Source organism: Enterobacter sp. UCD-UG_FMILLET, assembly GCF_000762975.1.
Taxonomy (GTDB): domain Bacteria; phylum Pseudomonadota; class Gammaproteobacteria; order Enterobacterales; family Enterobacteriaceae; genus Enterobacter; species Enterobacter dykesii.
On sequence record NZ_JRJC01000017.1, the window covers coordinates 76,952 to 102,348 of the forward strand.

The 25,397-nt window shown below is 57.0% G+C and carries 26 protein-coding genes; 10 read left to right on the forward strand and 16 right to left on the reverse strand.

Going from position 1 to position 25,397, the window contains the following annotated elements:
* Positions 1 to 71: 71 nt before the first annotated feature.
* Together LA04_RS08835 and LA04_RS08840 are read right to left on the reverse strand one after the other, a co-directional pair.
* A complete protein-coding gene (locus LA04_RS08835) occupies positions 72 to 740 on the reverse strand; it encodes an epoxyqueuosine reductase QueH (RefSeq protein WP_052119540.1) in 669 nt (222 codons plus the stop codon).
* Between the two features lie 124 nt (positions 741 to 864).
* Positions 865 to 1,341, reverse strand: coding sequence for a GNAT family N-acetyltransferase (locus LA04_RS08840; protein ID WP_047651244.1), 477 nt, complete (start codon positions 1,339 to 1,341; stop codon positions 865 to 867).
* An 89-nt stretch (positions 1,342 to 1,430) separates the two neighbouring features.
* Between LA04_RS08840 and LA04_RS08845 the strand changes: the two genes are divergently transcribed.
* Complete coding sequence (locus LA04_RS08845; protein WP_047651245.1) at positions 1,431 to 2,360, forward strand: LysR family transcriptional regulator; 930 nt, start codon at positions 1,431 to 1,433, stop codon at positions 2,358 to 2,360.
* Between the two features lie 51 nt (positions 2,361 to 2,411).
* On the opposite strand, the gene LA04_RS08850 is transcribed toward LA04_RS08845, so the two are convergent.
* Positions 2,412 to 3,278: an AraC family transcriptional regulator gene (locus LA04_RS08850; RefSeq protein WP_047651246.1), complete on the reverse strand. Its 867-nt coding sequence runs from the start codon at positions 3,276 to 3,278 to the stop codon at positions 2,412 to 2,414.
* Between the two features lie 198 nt (positions 3,279 to 3,476).
* Between LA04_RS08850 and LA04_RS08855 the strand changes: the two genes are divergently transcribed.
* From LA04_RS08855 to LA04_RS08865, 3 genes are all read left to right on the forward strand, one after another.
* On the forward strand, positions 3,477 to 3,752 hold the full coding sequence (locus tag LA04_RS08855) for a metal/formaldehyde-sensitive transcriptional repressor (RefSeq protein WP_003857256.1): 276 nt from the start codon (positions 3,477 to 3,479) through the stop codon (positions 3,750 to 3,752).
* Between the two features lie 30 nt (positions 3,753 to 3,782).
* Positions 3,783 to 4,901 (forward strand): S-(hydroxymethyl)glutathione dehydrogenase/class III alcohol dehydrogenase, encoded by a 1,119-nt coding sequence (locus tag LA04_RS08860; RefSeq protein WP_032668253.1) that lies wholly within the window; start codon positions 3,783 to 3,785, stop codon positions 4,899 to 4,901.
* A 160-nt stretch (positions 4,902 to 5,061) separates the two neighbouring features.
* Entirely contained in the window at positions 5,062 to 6,753 is a 1,692-nt protein-coding gene (locus LA04_RS08865) for a methyl-accepting chemotaxis protein (protein ID WP_047651247.1), read from the forward strand.
* A gap of 48 nt (positions 6,754 to 6,801) precedes the next feature.
* On the opposite strand, the gene LA04_RS08870 is transcribed toward LA04_RS08865, so the two are convergent.
* From LA04_RS08870 to LA04_RS08885, 4 genes are all read right to left on the reverse strand, one after another.
* On the reverse strand, positions 6,802 to 9,183 hold the full coding sequence (locus tag LA04_RS08870; RefSeq protein ID WP_047651248.1) for a glucose/quinate/shikimate family membrane-bound PQQ-dependent dehydrogenase: 2,382 nt from the start codon (positions 9,181 to 9,183) through the stop codon (positions 6,802 to 6,804).
* Positions 9,184 to 9,433: 250 nt separating this feature from the next.
* Positions 9,434 to 10,357, reverse strand: coding sequence for a LysR substrate-binding domain-containing protein (locus LA04_RS08875; RefSeq protein ID WP_033145495.1), 924 nt, complete (start codon positions 10,355 to 10,357; stop codon positions 9,434 to 9,436).
* Positions 10,358 to 10,537: 180 nt separating this feature from the next.
* Positions 10,538 to 11,422 (reverse strand): SDR family oxidoreductase, encoded by an 885-nt coding sequence (locus LA04_RS08880; protein WP_047651249.1) that lies wholly within the window; start codon positions 11,420 to 11,422, stop codon positions 10,538 to 10,540.
* Between the two features lie 64 nt (positions 11,423 to 11,486).
* Entirely contained in the window at positions 11,487 to 11,876 is a 390-nt protein-coding gene (locus LA04_RS08885; protein WP_047651250.1) for a YdeI family stress tolerance OB fold protein, read from the reverse strand.
* Positions 11,877 to 12,014: 138 nt separating this feature from the next.
* Here LA04_RS08885 and LA04_RS08890 point away from each other — a divergent pair, with 138 nt between their 5' ends.
* From LA04_RS08890 to LA04_RS08905, 4 genes are read left to right on the forward strand one after another with little or no spacing between them, the layout of a single operon-like run.
* On the forward strand, positions 12,015 to 12,518 hold the full coding sequence (locus LA04_RS08890) for a hypothetical protein (RefSeq protein ID WP_047651291.1): 504 nt from the start codon (positions 12,015 to 12,017) through the stop codon (positions 12,516 to 12,518).
* A gap of 9 nt (positions 12,519 to 12,527) precedes the next feature.
* Positions 12,528 to 12,974, forward strand: a complete 447-nt coding sequence (locus LA04_RS08895; RefSeq protein WP_047651251.1) for a DUF421 domain-containing protein — start codon at positions 12,528 to 12,530, stop codon at positions 12,972 to 12,974.
* 11 nt (positions 12,975 to 12,985) lie between these two features.
* Positions 12,986 to 13,504 (forward strand): 2-oxo-tetronate isomerase, encoded by a 519-nt coding sequence (locus LA04_RS08900; protein ID WP_047651252.1) that lies wholly within the window; start codon positions 12,986 to 12,988, stop codon positions 13,502 to 13,504.
* Between the two features lie 17 nt (positions 13,505 to 13,521).
* Entirely contained in the window at positions 13,522 to 14,508 is a 987-nt protein-coding gene (locus tag LA04_RS08905; protein WP_047651253.1) for an SDR family oxidoreductase, read from the forward strand.
* Here the strand turns inward: LA04_RS08905 and LA04_RS08910 are convergent, their stop codons facing one another.
* The 8 genes from LA04_RS08910 to LA04_RS08945 all read right to left on the reverse strand — a co-directional run bounded on the left by LA04_RS08910 (position 14,509) and on the right by LA04_RS08945 (position 21,045).
* Complete coding sequence (locus tag LA04_RS08910; protein WP_047651254.1) at positions 14,509 to 16,134, reverse strand: alpha-amylase family protein; 1,626 nt, start codon at positions 16,132 to 16,134, stop codon at positions 14,509 to 14,511.
* 8 nt (positions 16,135 to 16,142) lie between these two features.
* Entirely contained in the window at positions 16,143 to 17,153 is a 1,011-nt protein-coding gene (gene cydB / locus LA04_RS08915) for a cytochrome d ubiquinol oxidase subunit II (RefSeq protein WP_047651255.1), read from the reverse strand.
* Positions 17,153 to 18,556, reverse strand: coding sequence for a cytochrome ubiquinol oxidase subunit I (locus tag LA04_RS08920; RefSeq protein ID WP_047651256.1), 1,404 nt, complete (start codon positions 18,554 to 18,556; stop codon positions 17,153 to 17,155). Before LA04_RS08920 ends, cydB begins: the two co-directional genes overlap by 1 nt.
* Positions 18,557 to 18,624: 68 nt before the next feature.
* Positions 18,625 to 19,497 (reverse strand): manganese catalase family protein, encoded by an 873-nt coding sequence (locus tag LA04_RS08925; protein ID WP_008502274.1) that lies wholly within the window; start codon positions 19,495 to 19,497, stop codon positions 18,625 to 18,627.
* Between the two features lie 15 nt (positions 19,498 to 19,512).
* Positions 19,513 to 20,019 (reverse strand): ferritin-like domain-containing protein, encoded by a 507-nt coding sequence (locus LA04_RS08930; RefSeq protein ID WP_014883791.1) that lies wholly within the window; start codon positions 20,017 to 20,019, stop codon positions 19,513 to 19,515.
* Between the two features lie 25 nt (positions 20,020 to 20,044).
* Positions 20,045 to 20,248 (reverse strand): hypothetical protein, encoded by a 204-nt coding sequence (locus tag LA04_RS08935; protein WP_008502273.1) that lies wholly within the window; start codon positions 20,246 to 20,248, stop codon positions 20,045 to 20,047.
* Positions 20,249 to 20,270: 22 nt separating this feature from the next.
* Positions 20,271 to 20,765, reverse strand: coding sequence for a YciE/YciF ferroxidase family protein (locus LA04_RS08940; RefSeq protein WP_047651257.1), 495 nt, complete (start codon positions 20,763 to 20,765; stop codon positions 20,271 to 20,273).
* Positions 20,766 to 20,859: 94 nt separating this feature from the next.
* Positions 20,860 to 21,045 carry a general stress protein gene (locus tag LA04_RS08945; protein ID WP_004150795.1) on the reverse strand — a complete coding sequence of 62 codons (186 nt, stop codon included), beginning with the start codon at positions 21,043 to 21,045 and terminating at the stop codon, positions 20,860 to 20,862.
* Between the two features lie 528 nt (positions 21,046 to 21,573).
* Here LA04_RS08945 and hglS point away from each other — a divergent pair.
* Both hglS and LA04_RS08955 read left to right on the forward strand, forming a co-directional pair.
* Entirely contained in the window at positions 21,574 to 22,917 is a 1,344-nt protein-coding gene (gene hglS, locus LA04_RS08950) for a 2-oxoadipate dioxygenase/decarboxylase HglS (RefSeq protein ID WP_047651258.1), read from the forward strand.
* A gap of 43 nt (positions 22,918 to 22,960) precedes the next feature.
* Positions 22,961 to 24,466 carry a carboxylesterase/lipase family protein gene (locus LA04_RS08955; protein ID WP_047651259.1) on the forward strand — a complete coding sequence of 502 codons (1,506 nt, stop codon included), beginning with the start codon at positions 22,961 to 22,963 and terminating at the stop codon, positions 24,464 to 24,466.
* Here LA04_RS08955 and LA04_RS08960 read toward each other — a convergent pair.
* The gene (locus LA04_RS08960) at positions 24,453 to 25,295 is read right to left on the reverse strand and encodes a LysR family transcriptional regulator (protein WP_047651260.1); all 843 of its coding nucleotides are present in this window, start codon (positions 25,293 to 25,295) and stop codon (positions 24,453 to 24,455) included. The two genes, LA04_RS08955 and LA04_RS08960, sit on opposite strands and share 14 nt — an antisense overlap.
* Positions 25,296 to 25,397 lie beyond the last annotated feature (102 nt).

The following is a 25,397-nucleotide window of genomic DNA, read 5'->3' on the forward strand; positions in this document are numbered from 1 at the left end:
GTGGGAGGCGAAAGGTTAATTTCGGCACCCGGCAGGGCTGTTTTCGGATATATCCCTATACCGGGAACCCGTTATTTCTCACTGTCATCCTGACCATAATACAGTTTCCCGATGCGGATCAGCGGGCGTCCCTGAGACTTACGATGCAGGTTACTGTCCCTGAGCGAATAAACGCACCCGCAGTATTCCTGCTGGTAAAACTGCTCCCGCTTGCTGATCTCAATCATGCGAGAGGAGCCGCCCTGTTTACGCCAGTTATAGTCCCAGTAAACCATACCCGGGTAGCGCGCGGCAGCACGCTGGCCGCAGTCATTTATCTGCTGCATGTTTTTCCAGCGGGAAATCCCCAGCGAGCTGCTTATGACGCTGAATCCATTTTCAGCCGCATAGAGTGCCGTACGCTCGAAACGCATATCGAAGCACATGGTGCAGCGGACGCCACGCTCGGGTTCCCATTCCATGCCTTTCGCGCGCTCAAACCAGTTATCGGTGTCGTAATCGGCATCAACAAACGGCACGCCGTGTTTTTCCGCAAAGCGAATATTTTCCTCCTTGCGGATGAGGTATTCCTTCTGCGGATGGATATTGGGGTTGTAGAAGAAAATCGTGTAGTCAATCCCCGAAGCCTGGATAGCCTCCATCACTTCACCCGAACAGGGGGCGCAGCAGGAGTGCAGCAGCAGCTTGTCGGCACCGTCTGGCAGGGAAAGTTGTGGGCGGATAAAAGGGGCTGTCGTCATGGCGTTCTGCACTATGTTTATGAAATTTATGGAAGGGTAGCATAAATTCATCATCTGTTGAGACGGGATCAGGGCAGGACAGAGCGATCCCGCCGGGCGGGATCTACTCGGGTACCACGTGTCGCTATTCGGCAAATTTCAGCAGCGCCTCGCCATCAAGACGATAGCGTACCCATTCGGACTGCGGCAGTGCGCCTATGCTCAGGTAAAAATCAATAGCGGGCTGGTTCCAGTCGAGCACGCTCCATTCAAGGCGGCCGCACTGCCGTCTCACCGCCAGCTGCGCGATATGTTTCAGCAGCGCTCTTCCCGCGCCTTTACCACGATACTCCGGAGAAACGTACAGGTCTTCCATATAAATCCCGTTGCGTCCGAGCCAGGTAGAATAGCTGGTGAAGAAAACGGCATAGCCGGCGATCTTGCCTTCAAATTCTGCGATCAACGCTTCGGTCTTTGTGCCTGCGCCAAAGAGCGTTTCGCGGATCTCCTCCGGCGTGGTAACCACTTCTTCCGGCGCTTTTTCATACACCGCCAGCTCGTAGATCATGGCATATATTACTGCCGCATCTTCGGGGCGGGCCTGACGAATGGTGATGCTCATTGTTTTTCCTGCTTTTTAGCCTGTGTTCGATTGATGGCGATAAGCATACGGAGTATTGTCCGAAGAATTAAGTGCAATGAAATCAACAAATGATGAATATTATGCATCCGATACTGAGACGCCTTGATTTAAACCTGCTGCCCGTTTTCGACGCGATTTACCGCCACCGTTCCGTTCGGCTGGCCGCTGACGAGCTGGCGATGAGCACATCGGCACTGAGCCATGCGCTGTCGCGTTTGCGCATTACCCTTAATGACCCGCTCTTTTTTCGCGAAGGGCATCGCATGTCCCCCAGCGTGTATGCCTCTCAGCTTGCGCCTTCCATTGCTTCCGCATTGTCGTTCCTGAATCATGAGCTGACCCCGCAGCCGGAGTTTGACCCGGCCAGCAGTACCGAAAGCTTACAAATTGGGATTACGGATTTTACCGCGCTGTGCATTTTCCCGGCGCTGATGCACAAACTGCAGCTTGCGGCCCCGGGTTTGCGTTTCGAATTGCGCTATCTGCCGCACAGCCCGGCGCTGACGGAACTGCTGGCGGGCGAAGTGGATCTCGCGCTGGGGTTCAGCACTCAGGATGATATCCGGCACCCGGAGCTGGAAGAGATCGACTGGTTTGAAGATGAGTATGTGGTCATCAGCAACGCGCGCCGGACGCGTCTCGCGCTGGAGGAGTATCTCGCAGCCCGACACCTGGTGGTGACGCCATGGAATGAGAAGCAGGGTGTTCTGGACGTGCGGCTGGAACAGCTGGGCTATACCCGACAAATCGCGATCAAAACGCCATCGATGCTCAGCGCGCCGTTTATCGTAGCGGAAAGCGACCTGCTGATGGCGATCCCCCGTTTTGCCGCTGAGAAGCTGGCTGCGGCAGCGGACCTGAGGATTTTTCCTTTACCGTTTTCGATACGCACGTTTGAAGTGAAAATTTACTCCCATAAACGCAGCGGCCAGCGGGGCGCAACCCGCTGGCTTAAGGAGGAGCTGCAAAGGCTGGCGCAGGCTGGCAGGGAACCGTAGGCCGGGCAAGCGCAGTGCCGCCCGGCAGAAATGGCGGTCAATAAGGGATCGTCACTTTAACGGCAGGTAGATATCGGTTTGCAGCGCATGTTCTGGCACCTCGTGAATAAGGTTGAGGTAGTGGAAAAATACCGGGGCATCGCGAAGCGTTTCGCCGCTGGCCGGTAGCCAGTCGCGAAACATCGCCCACACCGTAGCGGAAATGGTATCCAGAGAACCCGTGTGGCGGGCTACGGCGTATCGTCCGCCGTCGATTTCGCCACTGCAAACCCCGAATTCATTTTCTGGTATCGCTTCAGAGATACTGCCGCAGATATCGAAACGAAAGGCGTCTGCGGGTGTGGTTGCCGGGTCATCCCAGGCAATGCCAAACGTGCTGCTTTCGTGTACTGGCGATAGGCCCGTGCTTTTACGCCAGGCAATAAATTTCGCCGCGCTGTCATTTACCCGATCCGGGTTGCCACGGTGCTGCAGCATTGCCACTTGGGTCTGTGGGAAATCGACAATCTTAATTTCCATCGTTTTTTGCTCCTGAAAGGTCATTTTCGGTACGCGCTGGTGCCAGTTCAGCCAGTCCGGCTGCTGCCGAAACTGACGCGGGCTTTTTCCAAACGCGTTTCTGAAGGCGCGACTGAACGATTCGGGGCTCTGGAAACCGGCATCGAGCGCAATATCAATCACCTTATCCTGAGGATTAAACGCCAGTCGCCAGGAAGCATGACGCAGACGCAGCCACTGGATATAGCGATATAAAGGCTGGCCGCTAAACGCCAGAAACTGCCGGTGAAAATGATAGGGCGAACAGCAGGCTAACGCGCTGAGCTTCTCCAGCGTGAGCGGTTCATCGAGATGGTTGGCGATATAGCCGCACACCATCGTGAAGCGCTCGCGGTAAGCCGTTTTGATTGCATCGTTCATTGCATCCTCCTGATGACCCACTTTGCCTCACCGAACGGCCAGAATCCTGACCGATCTTGCTGATTATGGAGAGGTTATACTGGCGGTATATCGTTGTACGGCAGCAATCGCATTGTCGTCAAATATACTGTTCAAATAGAAGGTTTACATCACCAGGAAAGTTAAATACCATACCCCCCTATAGTATCAGGAGGGCGTATGCCGCATTCACCCGAAGATAAAAAACGTATTCTTACTCGCGTCCGCCGCATTCGGGGCCAGGTTGATGCCCTTGAACGCGCGCTGGAGTCGGGCGATCCCTGTCTGGCCATCCTGCAGCAAATCGCCGCCGTGCGCGGGGCCGCCAATGGCCTGATGGGCGAAATGGTTGAAATTCACCTCAAAGATGAGCTGGTGACGGGGGAAACCACGCCGGATCAGCGAGCCGTACGCATGGCAGAAGTCGGCCATTTGCTGCGCTCTTATCTAAAATAAACCCACACACCTGACAAAAAGGGAAGACATATGAAATCTCGCGCTGCAGTTGCATTTGGTCCCGGCCAGCCGCTCAAAATCGTTGAAATCGACGTGGCACCGCCGAAGAAAGGCGAAGTGCTGATCAAAATCACCCATACCGGCGTGTGCCATACCGATGCGTTTACGCTGTCAGGTGACGATCCTGAAGGCGTCTTCCCGGCGGTACTCGGCCATGAAGGCGGCGGGATTGTGGTGGAAGTGGGCGAGGGCGTGACCAGCCTGAAGCCTGGCGATCACGTTATCCCGCTGTACACCGCGGAGTGCGGCGAGTGTAAGTTCTGTAAATCCGGTAAAACCAACCTCTGCCAGGCGGTTCGCGCCACCCAGGGGAAAGGGCTGATGCCGGACGGTACCACCCGTTTTTCCTACAACGGCGAGCCTGTTTATCACTACATGGGCACCAGCACCTTCAGCGAATACACCGTTTGCGCGGAGATCTCGCTGGCGAAGGTGAACCCGCAGGCACCGCTGGATAAAGTCTGCCTGCTGGGCTGCGGCGTGACCACCGGCATTGGCGCGGTGCATAACACGGCAAAAGTGAAAGAGGGCGACACCGTGGCGGTGTTCGGTCTCGGCGGCATTGGTCTGGCGGTGATTCAGGGCGCGGTGCAGGCGAAGGCCGGGCGTATCATCGCGGTCGACACCAATCCGGAGAAATTCAAGCTGGCGGGTGAAATGGGCGCGACCGATTTCGTGAACCCGAAAGATCACGAAAAACCGATTCAGGATGTCATCGTTGAGATGACCGACGGCGGCGTTGACTTCAGCTTTGAATGTATCGGCAACGTGAACGTGATGCGTTCCGCGCTCGAATGCTGCCACAAAGGCTGGGGCGAGAGCATTATCATAGGCGTTGCCGGTGCGGGCCAGGAGATTAAAACCCGTCCATTCCAGCTGGTCACCGGTCGCGTGTGGCGCGGTTCCGCGTTTGGCGGCGTGAAGGGCCGTACCCAGCTTCCGGGTATGGTGGAAGATGCGATGGTCGGCAAGATTCAGCTCGACCCGTTCATTACCCACCGTTTGCCGCTGGAGCAGATCAACGACGCGTTCGATCTGATGCACGAAGGAAAATCCATCCGTACCGTCATTCATTTCGGCGACAAGTAACTCTTCTGCCAGCGGTTTTTCGCCGCTGGCGTTTCTTTAATAATCTTCTCTAAAGTGTGACCAGTGCGGCGTTTTTAGCCGTAATCTAAATCTCTGCCGTGCCGATGACTATTTAACAGGCGTGTTTTTACGCATCTTACCTACAAGAGAGTCGACGGTCATGGACAACACTACTTCGATGCTGGCGCAGCGCAAGCTGGGCTTCTTGCATCACATCAGGCTGGTTCCGCTGTTTTCCTCCATTCTCGGTGGCATTATTCTTCTGTTTGCCTTGAGCTCGGGTCTGGCGGGGTATTTCCTGCTGCAGGCCGATAACGATCAGCAGGATGTCACATCCGAAATTCAGGTGCGTATGGGGCTTTCGAACAGCTCAAACCATCTGCGAACCGCACGTATCAATCTGATCCACGCCGGTGCGGCAAGCCGTATCGCGGAGATGGATGCGATGAAGCAGAACATCAGCGAGGCGGAAAAGCGCATTAAGCAGTCCCAGGATAGCTTTACCGCCTATATGAACCGTACGGTGCGCACCTCTTCAGACGAAGCGCTGGACGCTGATCTGAAAACACGCTACGACGCCTATATCTCGGGCATGCAGCCGATGTTGAAATTCGCCAAAAACGGCATGTTCGAAGCGATTATCAACCACGAAAACGAAACGGCGCGCCCGCTGGATGACGCTTACAACGCCGTGCTGCTGAAGGCGATTAAGATCCGTACCGACCGTGCCAATGCGCTGACGGCGCAGGCGCACAGCCGCACGCAGTTGGGCCTGATGTTTATGGTGGGCGCGTTTGCACTGGCGCTGGTACTGACGGCGATGACCTTTGTCGTGCTGCGCCGCACGGTAATCAATCCTTTGCAGCGGGCAGCGAAACGTATCGAGAATATCGCCAAAGGCGACCTGACGATGCCGGACGATGTGGCCGGGCGCAGCGAAATTGGCCGCCTGACGCGCGATCTGCAAACCATGCAGCACTCGCTGGAAAACACGGTGGGCACCGTGCGTCAGGGGGCGGAGGAGATCTATCGCGGCACCAGCGAGATTTCTGCCGGTAACACCGATCTCTCTTCACGTACCGAGCAGCAGGCCGCAGCCATTGAGCAAACCGCCGCAAGCATGGAACAGCTGACCGCGACGGTGAAGCAGAACGCCGATAACGCCCATCATGCCAGCAAGCTGGCTGAAGATGCGTCAGGTAAAGCCAGCCGCGGCGGCCAGATGGTCTCCGGCGTGGTTAAAACCATGGGCAATATCTCCAGCAGCTCGAAGAAAATCTCGGAGATCACCGCCGTCATCAACAGCATTGCCTTCCAGACCAATATCCTGGCGCTTAACGCGGCGGTAGAAGCGGCGCGGGCGGGCGAGCAGGGGCGAGGGTTTGCCGTGGTGGCAAGCGAAGTCCGAACCCTTGCAAGCCGCAGTGCGAATGCCGCAAAAGAGATCGAAAGCCTGATCAACGAATCGGTCTCGCTGATCGACCAGGGTTCCGGTGAAGTTGTCGCCGCCGGTAACACCATGAATGAAATCGTCGACGCGGTTAAACGCGTGACCGACATCATGCTGGAGATTGCCGCAGCGTCCGACGAGCAGAGCCGCGGTATCGTGCAGGTGAGCCAGGCGATTTCTGAGATGGATAAAGTGACCCAGCAGAACGCCTCGCTGGTGGAAGAAGCTTCCGCGGCGGCGGCGTCACTGGAAGAACAGGGGGCGCGTCTGACCGAGGCGGTTGGGGCGTTTCGGTTGAGCAGCGTAAAGCCGGGCCGCGCGGCGTCGTCTGCGCCAGTGGCGAAGAGCGCTCCGCTACGCCCGGCGGCGACGGTTTCCGGGGATAACTGGGAAACGTTCTGAGTTGCGCCACCAGATAAAAAAGGGACCTTTCGGTCCCTTTTTCACATCTTATTTCTTATCGGGTAACGCGTAAGCGATAACGTAATCACCGCGATCCGGCGACTGTCGAGCGCCCCCGGCGTTGATGATGATGTACTGCTTACCGGTTTTCGGCGACACGTAGGTCATCGGCCCGGACTGGCTGCCGACCGGCAGGCGGTCTTTCCAGATCTCTTTCCCGGTGGCGGTATCAAACGCGCGCAGGTAGAAATCCTGCGTGCCGGCGAAGAACAGCAGGCCGGACTGGGTAGAGAGTGATGCGCCCAGGGTCGGCATACCGATTGGGATTGGCATGTGCATGCGAATGCCCAGCGGGCCGGTATCTTCCACCGTGCCGACAGGGACCTGCCAGACCAGCTTGCCGGTTTTCAGGTCAACGGCCGACATGGTGCCGAACGGCGGCTTCTGGCACGGAATGCCCAGCGGCGACAGGAAGCGTTCACGCATCGCGCCGAACGGCGTGCCGTCCATCGGGACGATACCCATCTCGATGCCGCTGGCGTTTTTCGCAACGTTCGCGCGCGGCACCATGTAGTTTGCCAGACCCAGGCGCATATCGTTGACGAACATCAGGCTGTTGTTCGGGTCAACCGAGACGCTGCCCCAGTTCATCCCGCCGAGTGAGCCGGGGAACTGCAGGGAACGGTCGAGACCCGGTGGGGTGAAGACGCCCTGATGACGCATCTCTTTAAACTGAATGCGGCACAGCAGCAGGTCGACCGGCGTCGCGCCCCACATGTCGGATTCGGTCAGCGTCTGGTTGCCAATCATCGGCATGCCAACGGAATACGGCTGGGTCGGGGAGTAGCGTTCACCTTCCACATTACCGGCCGGGACAGGACGTTCTTCTACCTTCGCCACCGGCTTGCCGGTTTCGCGGTTAAGCATGAAGATCATGCCCTGCTTGCTGGTCTGCACCAGCACAGGCGTGGTGCCGCCCTTACCGTCGGGCAGGTCGTACAGCAGCGGCTGGGAAGGCAGGTCAAAGTCCCACAGGTCGTGATGGGTCGTCTGGAAATGCCAGCGCACCTGACCGGTCGTCGCGTCGACGGCGACGATGGAGGAACTGTACTTATCGTCCAGCGCGGTACGCTCACCCGCCCAGAAGTCCGGGGTGGCGTTGCCGGTTGGCAGGTAGATCAGGTTCAGCTTAGCGTCGTAAGACATCGCGGACCAGACATTCGGCGTGCCGCGGGTGTAGGTCTGGCCTTCCGGCGGCAGGCCGGTCAGGTTCGGATTACCCGGATCCCACGCCCACGCCAGCTTACCGGTGTGTACGTCGTAGGCGCGCACTACGCCCGGCGGTTCGCCGGTGGAGTAGTTATCCGCGACGCGACCGCCGACGACAACCACATTCCCGGCAACCAGCGGCGTGGAGGTCTGCTGATAATACCCGGGCTTGATCTCGCCCATGCCGACGCTCAGATCCACCGTGCCATGGTCGCCGAAATCTTCGCAGACCTTGCCGGTATCCGCGTTGATGGCAATCAGGCGGGCGTCGGTGGTCGGCAGGAACAGGCGGCGTGGGCATGCCGCAGGCTGTGTCTCTGTCTGTGACGTTGTCACGCTTGAATGGTCTTCAAAATAGCCCAGACCGCGGCAGCGCTGCCAGTTAGGCGCCGTGGCTTTGGAATCGTAGCGCCATTTTTCCTTGCCGGAATCCACGTCCAGCGCCAGTACTTTACTGTATGGAGTACAGACGTACAGCGTGTCGCCAATCTGCAATGGCGTGTTCTGATCTTCCGCGCCCGAACCGTTGCTCTGCGGAATATCGCCGGTGTGCGCAACCCAGGCGACCTTCAGGTCGCTGACGTTTTGCTTGTTAATCTGGTCCAGCGCGGCGAAACGGTCGCCGTGGGTGGTATTGCCCCAGTGCGCCCAGTTCTTTTGCTGCTCGCCGGGGGCGACGGGTTTCACCGGAACGGGCTCGTTCGCTGCCACGAGGGTCTGCGGCTTAAACATCCAGCCCAGGCTGACCAGCATCGCTACCGCGAGCACGGCCGCGACGCCAAAAGCGGGAGCCTTGTTCGCGGCGCTGTGGTTTGCCGTGCGCAGGAAAGGCCAGACGATGGCGCAGAGGAAGGCCAGTACGGTAAAGGTAAACAGGCGGGAGAAGAGCGGCCAGAAATCCCAGCCCGCATCGCTTACCGCCCAGAACAGCGAGGCAATAAACGCGATGCCGTAAAGCACGATCCCGCTGGTGCGGTTGAGGAAAATCAGGATCGCGGCAATCACCATCACCACGCCCATTATCAGGAAGTATCCACTTCCGCCTACGGTGACGAGCTTAAAGCCCAGCCCGCCGACCGCCAGACCGATGAGCAACATCAGTCCGGCAAGAAGCCACTGCAGGATACGCGGTATCCCACGTGGCGCGCTGCCAAATGCCATTTCTGTCTCCTTAAGATCCCCCCGTCGTGCTGGGTGTGTACCAGTTGGGTAATAAATGCGGAGGGAAGAATGATTAATACGGGTGAATTCGGGGTTGTAAAATTATTTACGAACCATTTGGTGAATTCGTCGCTATGATAAAACTGTTAAAATGTTTTGCGCAATTGTTAATGAATGATTTCGCATTAATTGATTAGGGCGCAGGACAATGCCCTCGCCCCGTTGGGGAGAGGGTGAGAAGAGAAAGGTGTCAGACCGGCATTGATTTACGGATAGCGCTCAGCAGCGTCTGCGCGCCCGTTGAAAGCGGCGTGTCTACGCGGGTCAAAATGCCGATAGGTTCACCGGGGCCAGGGGAGGTAATCGGCAGGGCGATCAGCGTTCCCTGGCGTAAATCATCTTTTACCGCGCCGGAGGGAACGAACCAGACGTAGTCATAATCCAGCGTAAGCTGGCGCGAAAGCGAGGCCGACAGCGTTTCGATACATCCTGAGGGCAGCGTACACCCCTGCATTTGCAGCAAGGTTTCGGCGGTCTGGCGGGGAACGGTCCCTTTCGGGCAAACCACTACTGGCCACTCCATCACGCGGCTTAACGTGACCGTGTCCTGCAGCAGAGGGTGATCGGGACGAACCACCAGCTTCAGGGACTCCAGGAACAGCAGTTCATAGTTGAGGCCACCCATCAGCTCAGGGTCGGACATGCGACCGATACCGAGATCCAGTTCGCCCGATTTTAGCCCCGCGAGAAGCATGGTGTTATTCATGGTGGCGACCTGAATCGTGGTATGCCGCTGCTGCTTGTGGAACTGGCCGATAACGGGCGGAAGGATGCCCAGCGCCGCGGTAGGCAAAGCACCCACGCGCACCACCTCACTGGATTGCTCTTCTTTTCGGTGCAGGGACTGGCCTGCGGTATTGAGTGCATCCAGCACTTTCACGGCGTGCGTGAGGAACTGTTCACCCACGATGGTAAGCTGCGCCCCCAGCCGGCCGCGGTCAAAAAGACGGGCACCGGTCAGCTGTTCCAGCTCGTTGAGAGTTTTTGAGAGCGCAGGCTGGCTCAGGTTGAGAGTTTCAGCCGCACGCCCCAGCGTTCCCTGTTGAGCGACGGCCACAAATGTATGCAAATGGCGCAAGCGTATGCGCTGACTGAACAGACCATTTTTTTCCATAGGCGATGTTAAAAACAGAGCGATGCGGGTGACAAGTTAAGTTGTTTAATTTTGATAACCTGATAGCAAAATATTTTTAACATTTGATCTGTTTGAGTTACAACATGTTTTTGGCAGGGGAATAAAAGCGAACATCCTTGTTCATTTATTGCTCATTGCGGAGGGATATCGTTTACTGGTTTAGATCACGCCGTCACCGCCATCGGAACACCACACCTGGCCGGACGTAAATGAACATTCATCCGAGGCCAGCGTGACGTACAGCGGGGCAATCTCGACGGGCTGGCCCGGACGTCCCAGCGGGGTGTCGCCACCGAACTCCTTCACTTTTTCCATCGGCTGTCCGCCGCTGGATTGCAGAACCGTCCAGTAAGGGCCAGGAGCAACCGCGTTGACGCGAATGCCTTTCGGACCCAGCTGTTTGGCTAAGGATTTGGTAAACACCGCCAGACAGGCTTTCGTCTGGGCGTAGTCCAGCAAAACGGGGCTGGGCTTCACCGCCTGAACGGAGGAGGTATTAATGATAACGGACGACGCTTTCAGGTGGCGCAGCGCCGCTTTGGTGATCCAGAACGGCGCGTAAACGTTGGTTTTAAACGTTGCGTCAAAATCTTCCGTGGTCAGTTCCTCAAGCGATTCACGGAACTGCTGACGGCCGGCGTTGTTGACCAGAATGTCCAGCCCGCCCAGCTTCGAGACGGCTTCTTCAACCAGATTTTTGCAGAACGTTTCGTCCCGGACGTCCCCTGGCAGCGCGACGGCCTTGCGGCCTTCCGCTTCGATCAGGTCGATGACCTCAGCGGCGTCTTTTTCCTCTTCGGGCAGGTAGTTAATGGCAACGTCAGCGCCTTCACGCGCATAGGCGATAGCGACCGCGCGCCCAATACCGGAGTCTCCGCCGGTAATCAGCGCTTTTTTGCCGGCAAGGCGGCCATGCCCTTTATAGCTTTGTTCCCCGTGGTCGGGTACGGGCTGCATTTCAGATGCCAGTCCCGGCGGCGTTTGCGGCTGTTCCGGGAACGGGGGCTGCGGGTAAGCGTTCGTACGTTGTTTAGTATCACTCATAGCTGACTCCTTAAGCCAAGGGGTGAGATTTGATGGATAACTGCAGCGTTAACGCTTCGCTGAATTATTTCTGCAAACGATCAACACGGACGACGGCAGGAGATGATTTTTTATCAAGCGAACCGTTGATACTGATCATCTGGTCGGGTTTTACCGTTCTGCCGTCGAAAACTGCCTGGGGAATAATAACGTCGATTTTTCCGGTTTTATCCTGAAATACAAACTTATCGCCGTTACCGTCAATAAGATTACCGCGTAATGAAATTGTCGCACCATCGTGCAATTCTTTTGCCTGTTTGATGGTCATAATACGCGCGTCGTCTGTTCCGCGATATCCGCTATCAAGCGCGTGGGGAGGCGGTGGCGCTTCACCTTTTTGTAAACCCCCGTTATTATCTGCCCATGCGGACGGAACCAGAAATATCAATAAAGCGGAAATAAGTGATAATTTCATCCGATATCCTTCATTTTGCGTGTCTTGACTTATTAAGTATTGTTGCTATTCCTTTATGTGGCAAATGTGATAAGTCCTAAAAACATTCGCGTTAGAAATCAAAATTATCGGATAATAAGCGAAACGGTGACGATGGCCATGAAGCGTGAAAATGAAAAGTTACCCGGGATAGATGAGAGTTACCGTTTGCTGACGTTTGAATACGCGTTTCGTCAGGTGGGTTTTATTGTCCTGCTGGGTATTATCGTCGCGGCGATTGCCGGTCTGTTTTCCAGCGGAATGGTCAGCGACACGGTCAAAACGAATTCCGCTAAATCACTGACCATAGACTATGAACGCTTTGGACGACGGGAGACAGAGACGCGGATGGCTCTCGCGTTTCCGGTGCAGACCGAGGGGAAGTATGTCCTTAGTATGACCAGCGAGAGCAGCGATGCGTATGAGCCCGGCAGCGTCTGGCCGCAGCCGGACGCTATGTTCAGCCGCGGGAAGACCCTCTTTTTTGTCTATAACAACCTGAAAAAATCCGACAGCTTCTCCGTGATACTGTTCACGACACCTTCCAGAGCCGGTAAATGGAACACCGTCATCCGCGTCAACAGCGAGCCGGAGATTAACATCTGGCAATTCATTTACCCCTAGGAGGCTGATATGGATATGGTCTTTCGCGCGCTGGCTATTTATCTGTTCCTCGTGGTGGTATTTAAAGTGGCCGGGCGTCGCGCGCTGCTGCAGATGACCAGCTTCGATCTCATCCTCCTCCTGATAATTAGTGAAGCCACGCAGCAGGCGCTTCTTGGACAGGATTTTTCCGTTACCGGTGCGATGATTACTATTACCACGTTGGTGGTAGTGGATATAATATTTGGGTTGATGAAAAAATATTTTTCCCCTGTGGAGAATATTCTGGATGGTACGCCGGTGATTCTGGTCGAGAACGGGGTGCCGTTAGCCGATAAGCTGAAAAAAGTCGACGTATCCTGTGATGATATTCTGGTGTCAGCGCGTCAAAATAATGGGCTTACAGAAATGAGTAAAATTAAATATGCCATACTTGAGCGTAATGGACATATTTCAATCATTCCTTTCGAGAAATAAGAGGCGGGGAGATGAGCAATCTTTTTCACGACAGTAATAATACCGTGGGTGAACTGACGAAAAAACTGGCGAGCAAATTAACCGATCTCGGGCTTCGCTTAACCACCGCGGAATCCTGCACGGGCGGAAAGCTCTCGGTGGCGCTTTGCGCAGAGGAAAACACCGCCGAATTTTATGATGTCGGCCTGGTCGTGTTCAGCGATGAAGCAAAAGCGCGGATCCTCGGCGTGCGTCCTGAGACGCTTGAGCGGTTTACGGCCGTGAGCGAGCAGACGGTAACCGAAATGGCCGCCAGTATCCGCGACATCGCCCAGGCCGATATCAGCATCGCCATCAGCGGCTACGCGGGCCCGGAAGGGGGCGACGACGGCACGGCGGCGGGGACGGTCTGCTTCGCGTGGAACATACGCGGCGAGACGAAGACCCGCACCGTGCTTTTCTCCGGTGACTGTCAGGACGTGATCGAAAAAGCGGTGCATTACTCGCTGGCTGAACTGGTGACAACGTTGTCGGACGGGAATAACGGATAAACTCACGTGGAGGTTCTATGGCTGTCATAGTGATTACCGGCGGGACGGCGGGCGTGGGAAAAGCCACGGCGCTGCACTTTGCAAAGGCAGGTTACGACGTGGGGCTCATTGCCCGCGATGAAGCCAGCCTGCACTCCACCCAGGAAGAGCTACGGCGCTTCGGCGTTAATGCCCACGCCGTGCAGGCGGACGTCGCCGACAGCCAGGCGGTGGTGGATGCCGCTAACGAAATTGAGTATCGCCTCGGCGCGATTGATATCTGGGTGAACAACGCGATGGGGGCCGTTCTGGCGCCGTTTCGTACGCTCACGCCGGACGAGTTTCGGCGCGTGACTGATGTGACGTACCTCGGCTACGTGAACGGCACTCGCGCCGCGCTCGAGCTTATGGTTCCGCGCGACAGGGGCGTAATAATCCAGGTGGGGTCCGCGCTGGCCTACCGTTCCATTCCGCTGCAGTCAGCCTACTGCGGGGCAAAGGCGGCGATCCGCGGGTTCACCGATGCGGTGCGTACCGAGCTGATGCATGAGAACAGCCGGGTCCAGCTTTCGATGGTCCAGATGCCGGGGCTCAATACCCCGCAGTTCGAATGGGCGAGGAACAAGTTCGCCTGGGCGATGCGCCCGGTGCCGCCGGTGTTCGAGCCTGAGGTGGCCGCCAGCGCCATCTTCAGGGTGGCGCAAAAGCCGGTGCGCGAGCTGTGGGTCGGCGGCAGCACCATCCAGTCCATCGTCGGGCAATTTTTCTTCCCCGGTTTTCTTGACCGGCTGATGGTAAAAAAGGCGTGGGAAGGCCAAATGACCGACGATCTCAACGCGCCGGATCGCCGGGACTACCTCGACCAGCCGGTTAACGATCTGCATAAAATCCATGGCCGCTTTACTGACGAGGCGAAAACCCGCGCGCCGTCCGTCACCTCCGGCATGCCGGGGAAAGTGGCCCTGGGCGCCCTCGCGGTGGCGGGGGTAGTGCTGACGCGTCTGATAACCCGCCGGAAACCGTAGTCAGCGCAGCGCGCTACGGTGCGTCCAGAACCAGCGGTAGCCGTAGCCGCCAAGACTGAGCTGAACGGTTTTACCGCAAATCAGCGCGTCATCGTAGCGCTTGTCCGCGAGACAGGCGGTCCAGGTGGCGTTGCGGATCCCTCTGGCGGTGAACTGCACCGGCTCGTCGCTGAAGTTAACGAAGGTCAGGATGCTGCGCTCGTCGGTTTCGTAATAGAGCCCCAGCACCGCGTCATCATCGATTGTGATAAGCCGAAAGGGCGCAACGGCTATTTCGGGGAACTCCGAGCGGGTAGTGGCAATATCAATGATCCGATGCAGGAGCGAGTTGCGGTGAAGCAGCGAATCGGCGACGTTGACTTTCTGATAGCGGTAAGGGCCGCGGTCGATAATCGGCGCGATAAATTTTTCAGGGTCTGCCGCAGAGAAACCGCCTCCCAGTGACCCCGCCCACTGCATCGGGGTACGGACAGCGTAGCGCTCCTCCAGATCCAGGTCGTCACCCATGCCTATCTCGTCGCCGTAGCGCATCACCGGGACACCCGGCAGGGAAAACAGCACCGCGTGGCAGAACGCCAGCCGCTTCCGATCGCCGTTGAGCATCGGCGCCAGGCGGCGGCGGATCCCGCGCTGATAGACGTTCATCTCTTTGTCAGGGGCGAAGGTATCGAGGACAAACTGTTTGTCTTTCTGACTAATGCCTTCCAGATCCAGCTCGTCGTGATTGCGCAGCCAGTTGGCAAAACAGCAGGAGTCAGGCGGGACGATCATCTTCTTCACCGCGTTGCGTAGCGGGCGGGCGCTTTTCCCGGCCAGGCTGACGTAGAAATACTTGTTGAGCCAGAAGTTGAGCACCAGATTCAGGCGGTCGTTATTGCCGAAGTAGTCTTTATAGGCCTCAACGTCTACGTCCACTTCACCCAGCAGGATCGCGTCCGGATTGCGCTGTTCGATAAGACGCCGCATATGCTCGAGGATCCACAGCCCTTTTTTTTCGTCACCGTTGCCTGCCTGCGTGGTGAGATGGGAGGCAGCATCGAGGCGAAATCCCGACACGCCCAGCTTGAGCCAGAAGAGGATGATGTTTTCAATCTCTTTAAGCACCGCGGGCGAGGTGAGGTTCAGATCCGGCTCGTGGCGATAAAACATGTGCCGGTAGTATTGTCCCGCCTCGTCGTCCCAACTCCAGATGCTCTTTTCCACGCCGGGAAACATGGGGGGCGTATCGTCCTCGTCGTTATCCGACCAGAGGTAGTAATCACGATAGGGTGACGCCGGGTTGCGGCGTGCCTGCTGGAACCAGGGATGCGCGTCCGACGTGTGCTGGATCAGCAGCTCAATAATGACCTGCATGCCAAGCTCGCGGGCCTGCTCGATAAAGGCGATGATATCGGCCAGCTTTCCGAAGCGGGGGTCCACCTGGAGGTGGTCGCTAACGTCGTAGCCTTCATCGAGAAAAGGCGTGAGGTAAAACGGGGTGATCCAGATGACCGTCGCCCCCATGCGGCGAATATAGCGTAACTTAGACGCTATGCCGGCGATGTCCCCGCAGCCATCGCCGTTCAAATCATAAAATAGCGCGGTATCAATTTGGTAAATAATGGCCCGTGTATGCCAGTCCGTCATAGCGTTCCTCAGTGATAGCCTTCAGTATCCGACACTTTGCCGCGGAAGACGTAGTAGCTCCAGGCGGTGTACACCAGGATCACCGGAATAATCAGCAACGTGCCTACCAGCATGAACAGCTGGCTGGCGGGCGGGGCCGCGGCTTCCCACAGGGTGATGTGCGGCGGAATAATGTTTGGCCAGAGGCTGATACCCAGGCCGCTAAACCCGAGGAAAATAAGCCCCAGCGTCAGCAGGAAGGGGCGCGCGTGGCTGGCCGGGTTGCGGGTCAGTCGCCAGATCAGCACGCTGAACAGCCCGACCAGGAGCGGAACCGGCAGGAACCAGAAGAAGTTGGGCAGGGTAAACCAGCGCTCGGCCACGTACTGCCAGCCGAGCGGCGTCCAGATGCTCACCACAGCGATGACGACCATCAGTGCCAGCAGCACGTGGCGGGTCAGCTCGCGCATGCGGGCCTGCAGCGCGCCTTCGCTTTTCATGATGAGCCAGGTGGTGCCCAGCAGCGTGTAGGCGACGACCAGCCCGATGCCGCAGAAGAGGTTGAAGGGGGTGAGCCAGTCTAGCGCAGAGCCGACAAAACGTCGGCCTTCGACGTCAAAGCCGTTGATCACGGCCCCTACCACCACGCCCTGGCTGAAGGTGGCAAGCAGGGAGCCGCCGGCAAAGGAGTAGTCCCAGAACTTGCGGTGCGAGGGCGTGGCTTTGAAGCGGAACTCAAAGGCGACGCCGCGAAAGATGAGGCCGATCAGCATCGCGGTGAGGGGTATTGTCAGCGCATCAATAATGACCGCATAGGCCAGCGGAAACGCGCCGAACAGGCCCGCGCCACCGAGTACCAGCCAGGTCTCGTTGCCGTCCCAGACTGGCGCCACGCTGTTGACCATCACGTCGCGCTCTTTCGCATCGCCCACGAAGTTAAACAGCAGGCCGATGCCCAAATCAAAGCCATCCATAATGATGTACATCAGCGTGGCAAACACGATGATGGCAAACCAAATCACTGCGATATCGACGCCCATCAGATTCTCTCCTCTTCCGGAACAGACTCCGCGGCAGACAGCGGACGAGCGGGCGTGCCCGAGGTATTTGACGTCAGCGTATCGACGGGCTGCGGACCTTTCTTAATCAGCCGGATAAGATAAACATAGCCCACGCCAAACACGGATGAGTAGACAACGAAGAACGCCAGCAGGCTGATGCTCATCTGCAGGGTGCTGTGCAGCGATACCGCGTCGATGGTGCGCAGATAGCCGTAGACCACCCACGGCTGACGGCCCACCTCGGTGGTCACCCAGCCGGCGAGCAGCGCCAGCAGCCCGGCAGGCCCCATGCAGAGGGCAAACCAATGGAACGGACGCGAGTGGTAAAGTCGATGACGATAGCGCAGCCAGACGCTAATCAGCCCGAGGGTAATCATCAGCAGCCCCATCCCGACCATGACGCGGAACGACCAGAAAACGATGGTCGAGTTTGGCCGATCTTCTTTCGGAAAATCCTTCAGCGCCGGGACCTGCTTGTCCAGGCTGTGGGTCAGGATAAGGCTGCCGAGCGCGGGGATCTCCAGACCGTATTTGGTGCGCTCTTCGTCCATATCCGGCAGGCCAAACAGCAGCAGCGGAGTGGCCTCGCCCGGCGGATTTTCCCAGTGCCCCTCAATGGCGGCAATTTTGGCCGGCTGATGCTCAAGCGTGTTCAGGCCGTGCATATCGCCCACCACCGCCTGAATGGGCGCGACCAGCAGCGCCATCCACATCGCCATGGAAAACATGGTGCGGACGGCGGGGGTATCGTTACCGCGCAGCAGGTGCCATGCGCCCGACGCGCCGACAAACAGCGCGCTGCTCAGAAACGCGGCGATAGCCATATGAATCAGGCGGTAAGGGAAGGAGGGATTAAAGACGATCGCCAGCCAGTCCTGCGGGATAACCTGTCCGTTCTCAATAGTGAAGCCCTGCGGCGTATGCATCCAGCTGTTGGAGGCGAGGATCCAGAAGGTCGACATCAGCGTGCCGAGCGCCACCATGCAGGTTGAAAAGAAGTGCAGGCCCGGGCCGACCTTATTCCAGCCGAACATCATGACGCCAAGGAATCCGGCCTCCAGGAAGAAGGCGGTTAACACCTCATAGGTCAGAAGCGGGCCGGTGATACTGCCTGCAAACTGAGAGAACCCGCTCCAGTTAGTGCCAAACTGGTACGCCATGACCAGGCCGGAAACGACGCCCATCCCAAAGTTAACGGCAAATATCTTGAGCCAGAAGTGGTACAACGATCGCCAGACGTCGTTTTTGGTGCGCAGCCACATGCCCTCCAGCACCACCAGATAGCTGGCGAGGCCGATGGTGATCGCAGGAAAAAGGATATGAAACGAGACGGTAAAAGCGAACTGAATTCTGGCCAGATGGAACGCGTCGAGTTCGAACATGGTCCGTACCTCTGAAACGATGGGGCACGAGAATTGCCGGGCAGTTTATGGCTGCCCGGCAAAACCGATTACGGTTTAGTCTTACCGGCACCCAGCTCGGCACCGGTCAGCGGGTCAGAATGTGGATCGGACTTCGTGCGGGCAGACATCGCCTTGACCAGGGTTGCCTGTTCGGTCGTGAGCGTGACGCTTGCGCTGCCATCGCCGCCGTCAACCGCAGGCTGGGGGGACTCAACGTAATCGAAATGTTTATCGCTGTTCCAGCTTCCGCGAACCTCTCCACCTTCAGACATATTGTAGTACTTGTTGGTGAATTCCTCGATTGGCGGCAGTTTTCCCGGTGGGAAATTATTACGGATGGACTGCAGCGCCTTCTCAAAGGAGAGCTGATGCGCCGCCTCGCGCGTCATCAGAAACGCCAGCGCATCTTTTACGCCGGGATCGTCGGTCACGTTGATCAGCCGTTCATAGATGATTTTCGCGCGTGCCTCAGCTGCCACGTTTGAGCGCAGGTCCGCCGTAGGCTCGCCGATGGTATCGACGTAGGCTGCCGTCCAGGGCACGCCCGCCGAGTTAGTGAGCGGGGTGCCGCCACCGTAGAGCAGGGAGGTGATGTGGCTGTCATTGCCGTTTTCGGTCATGGACCGATACAGCTCGGCCTCGTTTTCCACCCCTTCCGCCAGCGCGCCTTTGGCGCCTTTATTCAGCATGCCGACCAAGGTACCGATGATTTCGAGGTGGCTGAGCTCCTCGGTCGCGATATCCATCAGCATATCTTTACGGCCCGGATCGTCATCGCTTAATCCTTGCGTAAAGTAGCGGCAGGCGGCAGCCAGTTCGCCCTGGGGCCCACCGAACTGTTCCAGTAAAAGGTTGGCGAGGCCAGGGTTCGGTTCGGCAACGCGAACCGTGTATTGCAGCTGTTTGACGTGTCGGAACATGGCGATTCTCCCGGGTTATTTTTTCGCTTCGACGCCCGATGCGTCAGAACGCAGCAGGAACTGTTCCGTGGTCTGCGGAATATGACGAATCAGCCAGTCGGCCATTTCGCGTTCCTCAGCCAGAATCGTCTCAATCGCAGGTATCGAGGCGGTGTCGCCCGCTTTTTTGGCCGCCGCCAGCAGGGAGGTATAACAGGCTATTTCAAACTGTTCGAAAACATAACCGCTGATCGAGCCCTTCACGATCTCATCAGACGGGAACATGCCGCCGATGGACTGCCCGAGCGCCGCCATTTTGCTCATCGAATCTTTTAAAACCGAACGAGAAATATCATTACGGTCGAGGATTTCTTCCAGCAATGTAATTTGCCGTTTTGTCTCATTAATATGCTGCTCAATTCTGGCGCGAACATCAGGATAATTATCGATACGGCTGGCCATGGATTCCAGCATAGATTCGGCTTGCTTTTCCATCGCATGGGCATCGCGTAGCCAGTCATGGTAGTGTTCTACGTGATTCATCATTGTATCCTCATTAGGGGTTCGCTTATTTGGTCTCACTTTCAGCAGCCTGATCGGCACGCGCGGCACTGTAGCCAGATAAATGGCCGACAATATTGGCGTAAATACTGATGATAATGACCCATAGCACGCTATTCTTCCACCATATTACAGAGGGGATAGCGAGAATGAACCATATTATGGCTGCCGCTAAATGGCACCGTTTAATAGTCCTGGGACTGATGCTCATTTTATTTAACCTTTTTATTGCGTCATTTCTGCGCTTTTTGGTTAATATTTCCTACGGCCAGGTCGGTGAGTTTAAGGTCGGTCTCTTTTTCTTCTTCCAGCGTTTCGGCAAGAAGCTTAACGGCTTTTTTATAGCCCAGTTGTTCTGCTAATGTGGCAAGGGTACCGTAGCTGGCAATTTCGTAATGTTCGACTTTTTGCGCGGCGGCAATAAGTGCGGCATCACGTACTTCATTTTTTTCCGTGCTTTCGATGACTTCATTGGCTTCTTCAATTAAACCTTCCATCGCCACGCATTTCATGCGCTTAAGCTTGATACCGTCTTCCTGCACGACGATTTGGTCGATACGTTCGATCTGACCCTGCGTCTCTTCCAGGTGCGCGGTAAAAGCGGCGCTCAGCTTCTCGCTGGACGCGGCGCGGGCAAGCTTGCTTAACGCTCGGGTAAGCTGCTTTTCTGCGCTGTAGGTATCCGACAGAAGATGAATAAAGACATCCTCGACGCTTTTCATATTCATAATAATTACGCTCCGGTAAAATAAAGAAAGGGTACTGCGAGCTTTTCAGCCCGCAGCATGCTCTCTGGTATTATTAAAAGAGTATTAAATAAGATCAGGAGTTATCAGATTTACGGCCTCCGCCGTGACTGTTCTGTCCCCCTTTCTTACCCGCTTCAGATGCGCGTTGCGGATCGTTTTTAAAGTTCCCACCGCTATGCTGGCCACCTTTACGTCCAGCTTCTGATGCTTTTTCACGGTCTTCAGCGAAATTACCGGAACCACCACGATGCTCTGCCATATTAAACCTCTTAGTCATATATTGGTTATGTCAGTACGATACGAAAAATATTCCGTATCACTCGTCGTTCGAGTAATAACTCTAGTCGGTGTTCGGCATCCGTCAAATGCGTTTTGCTATTTGCGGTTGCGTTATTTTTAAATATTTGTAAATTTGCGCTTCGCTTAAAATGGAAATATGGATAGACAGGAAGGACTTGTAAACAACTATTCAGATTAATCCTAACTTCAGGCTAAAAATTTGAAAGGTGAGGATAAAAATAATGGCGTACTCGAATTGGTTAATTTGCATTCAGGAGAGAACCAAAAAATACTCCTTTATAGCTAGAAAGCGGAACCCTAAATAATTATAAGGAAAATCCTGGATAAAAGAGTTGAGCATAAAGGGCGGTTCCGTTCGGCGCTGTTCAGGGACCCGTAGCGCACGGTTTGACCACTGTCGTCTTAAGATCACAAATCAGAAATCTTTCCCCCCGGAAGGAACGGGTTTCTCTACACTCCAGGTAATATTCACTGGAGGCATGACATCATGGCGAACACCATCACGGCTGATGACATTCGGGAACACTTTTCGCAGGCTATGTCGGCGATGTACCAGCAGGAAGTTCCGCAGTACGGCACCTTGCTCGAACTGGTTGCGGACGTAAACCTGGCGGTTCTGGAAAATAATCCACTATTACATGAACAACTGGCTAACGCCGATGAGCTTGCGCGCCTGAACGTGGAGCGTCACGGGGCGATCCGCGTCGGCACGGCACAGGAACTTTCAACCCTGCGCCGTATGTTTGCCATTATGGGCATGTACCCGGTCAGCTATTACGATCTCTCTCAAGCGGGGGTGCCCGTCCACTCAACGGCGTTTCGTCCGATAGAAGACGCGGCGCTGTGCCGGAATCCGTTTCGTATCTTTACCTCGCTGCTGCGTCTTGAGCTGATTGAAAACGTCGCGCTGCGCGAACGTGCCGCGGAGATCCTCTCTCACCGGAACATCTTCACCCCCCGCTGTCTGGAACTGCTTGACCTCCACGAGTCGGAAGGGCACTTTACTGACGCACAGGCCCACGAGTTTGTGCAGGAAGCGGTGGAAACCTTCCGCTGGCACCGCCATGCGACGGTCGATCGGGAGACCTATCTGGCCCTGAGCAACGAGCATCGCCTGATCGCCGACGTGGTCTGCTTCCCGGGCTGCCATATTAACCACCTCACGCCGCGCACGCTGGATATTGACCGGGTGCAGGAGCTGATGCCGAAGTACGGTATCGAGCCAAAAATTCTGATCGAAGGGCCGCCGCGTCGCGAGGTGCCCGTATTACTGCGTCAAACCAGCTTCAAGGCGCTGGAAGAGCCGGTGCTGTTTGCCGGGGAACATAAAGGAACCCACACCGCGCGCTTCGGTGAGATTGAGCAGCGCGGCGTGGCGCTGACGCAAAAAGGCCGGGAACTGTACGATAGCCTCCTCGCCCAGGCCGGTACCGGCAAAGATAACCTGACGCATCAGCTGCACCTGCGGGAGATCTTTAGCGCCTTCCCGGACAGCGAAATGCTCATGCGCCGTCAGGAGCTGGCGTATTTCCGCTACCGCCTGACGCCTGCGGGTGAAGCGCATCGGCATGCGTTTCGTCCGGGCGACGATCCTCAGCCGCTGATCGAGCGCGGATGGGTGGTTGCCCAGCCCATCACCTACGAAGATTTTCTCCCGGTCAGCGCCGCGGGGATTTTCCAGTCCAATCTCGGGAACGAAACCCAGGCCCGCAGCCACGGTAACGCCAGCCGCGATGCGTTTGAAGACGCGCTGGGCTGCCCGGTGTATGACGAGTTTACGCTCTACCAGGAGGCTGAAACGCGCAGCAAACAGCGTTGCGGTTTGCTCTGAAATCGTTACTCTGCTGGGGTGTGATGGAAAAATTAAGGTCGTTATGCAAAATCCTTCCGCCCCTGTGGTTGAAACGCGCCAGGGCGCACTGTCTGGTTTAACCGATGAAAATGTCCACGTCTGGTGCGGTATTCCCTACGCCGCACCGCCCGTGGGGGAGTGGCGCTGGCGCTCGCCCCGGCCGCCTGAACCCTGGGATGGCCTGCGTGAGGCCAGGGCCTTCTCCGCCTCAAGCTGGCAAAGCAGCGAGTATTGTCAGGAGCTGGGCGGGGGCGATCCGGGCCAGTTTTCCGAAGACTGCCTCTACCTTAACGTCTGGTCTCCGGCAGAGCGCGCCGAGCCGCTCCCGGTTATGGTCTGGCTGCACGGAGGTGGCTTTACGATTGGTGCCGGGGGCCTGCCGCCGTATAACGGCAAAGCGCTGGCTACGCGCGGCGTGGTTGTGGTCACGATTAACTACCGTCTCGGCCATCTCGGCTTTTTCGCCCATCCCGCGCTGGAAGGCGAGGAAGGGCGCGTGGTGCATAATTTTGCCCTGCTGGATCAGATCGCCGCGCTCGAATGGGTGCGGGAGAATATCGCCGGGTTTGGCGGGGATCCCGCTAATGTGACCCTGTTTGGCGAATCCGCCGGCGCGCGCAGCGTGCTTTCTCTGCTGGCCTCTCCGCTGGCAGCAGGATTATTCCACAAGGCGATTGTGCAGAGCGGATACACCTTGCCGGACACGCCGCGCGAGCAGGCGCTGCAAAAAGGGGAAGCGCTGGCCGCCCATTTCGGGCTGGAAAATGCGACCGCCGGGCAGCTGCGCGCCATTCCGCCCGAGGCGTTCTGGCCGCTCACCGCGCCGCTGAACGTCGCCCCGGCGCCTATCGCTGGAGACTGTGTTCTGCCGGAAGCCATTCTGGACGTCTTTTTCGCCGCCCGTCAGCATCCGGTGCCGGTGATGATTGGCTCTAACAGCGATGAAGCCAGCGTGATGGCGGTGTTTGGCATCGATCTCGCCGGACAAATTCAGAAGCTTCGCCGGGAGCGCCGCTTCGGGCTGGGGCTGATTAAGCTGCTCTATCCGGGCGTGAAGGGCGATGAAGAGCTGGGCAGACAGGTGTGCCGCGACATGGCGTTCACCACGATGGGCTATGTGGTGATGCAGGCCCAGCAGCGCGTCGGTGGACTGTGCTGGCGTTACTGGTTTGACTATGTCGCGGAAGCGGAACATGCCACCTATATTAACGGCGCGTGGCACGGCAATGAAGTGCCTTACGTCTTTGATACGCTCGGCCAGGTGGAGCCTTCACGCCAGTATGTCAATGAGCGGGATCTGCAGTTTGCTGCCCAGGTGGCCGATTACTGGGTGAGTTTTGCGCGTGACGCGGGTCCTCGCGAGATCCTGCCCGGGCCGACGCACTGGCCCGCGTGTCGCAAAGGGCGGGACGTGCTGTTACGCATTGGCGTGAATAAACATGCAGCTTTCAGGCTTGAAAACCGCTTTATGCGCGCCCGCATGAGCCTCTTCAAGCGGGTAATGAAGCACCACGTCAGCCTCGATTAAGCAAACAGGCGCGAAACGCCGCGAGACCATTTTCCTCGCCTGGCGTTTCGCGCAGCACCAGCCGGTAGCTTGCGCCGGTTTTTATGCTTGCCTCATAGGGCCGCACCAGCCTTCCAGCGTGAACATCTTCTGCCACCAGCGTTTCGTCGGCGATGGCGACGCCGAGCCCCTGAATGGCGGCCGTAATGGCGAGATCCATCGTGTCGAAGTGTTGATTTTTGTGCATGGCAAAGCCCGGACCTTCCTGTTTCGCCAGCCACAGCGACCAGTCCGTCTTATCCCTTGTGGGGTGCAGAAACGTCAGCGATCCCAGCGCTGCCCCCGCACGCACCGGGCTTATCACCGGGGTGAGCGCCTCGTCGAACAGAAGATCGCCTGCGCTCATGTGCGTGCCGAACACGATGGCCGCGTCGTAAGATTCGGTTTTGAAATTGACGTTGTGATCGGTTGTGGTGGTCAGCGCAATTTGCAGATCCGGATGCTCGCGCTCCACCTCCAGCAGGCGCGGCACCAGCCAGCGCATGGCGCAGGTGGGCGCCTTCAGCCGGATCACCGTGTGCTGGCTGCGGGCCTGGTCGGCCACGGACAGCAGCTGCTCGAAAGCGGACTGCAGCTCCGGAAGCAGGGCGCTACCCTGCGGTGAGAGGCGCAGCCCGCGCGCGTGGCGTTCAAAAAGCGGAAAGCCAAACCACGCCTCAAGGGAGGCAATCTTGCGGCTCACGGCCCCTTGCGTCAGACACAGTTCCGCCGCGGCATGGGTAAGATTGAGGTGACGCGCGGTGACTAAAAATGCGTCGATGGCATTAAGGGGGAGCGAACGGCGTGACATAGAAAACACCTCAGCTATGCATTTTTCTCATGGCTATTATGACAACAATTCGATTGTCCCGACAGCACAGATGTTGTTTGAATAGTTATGCAATATCCATGA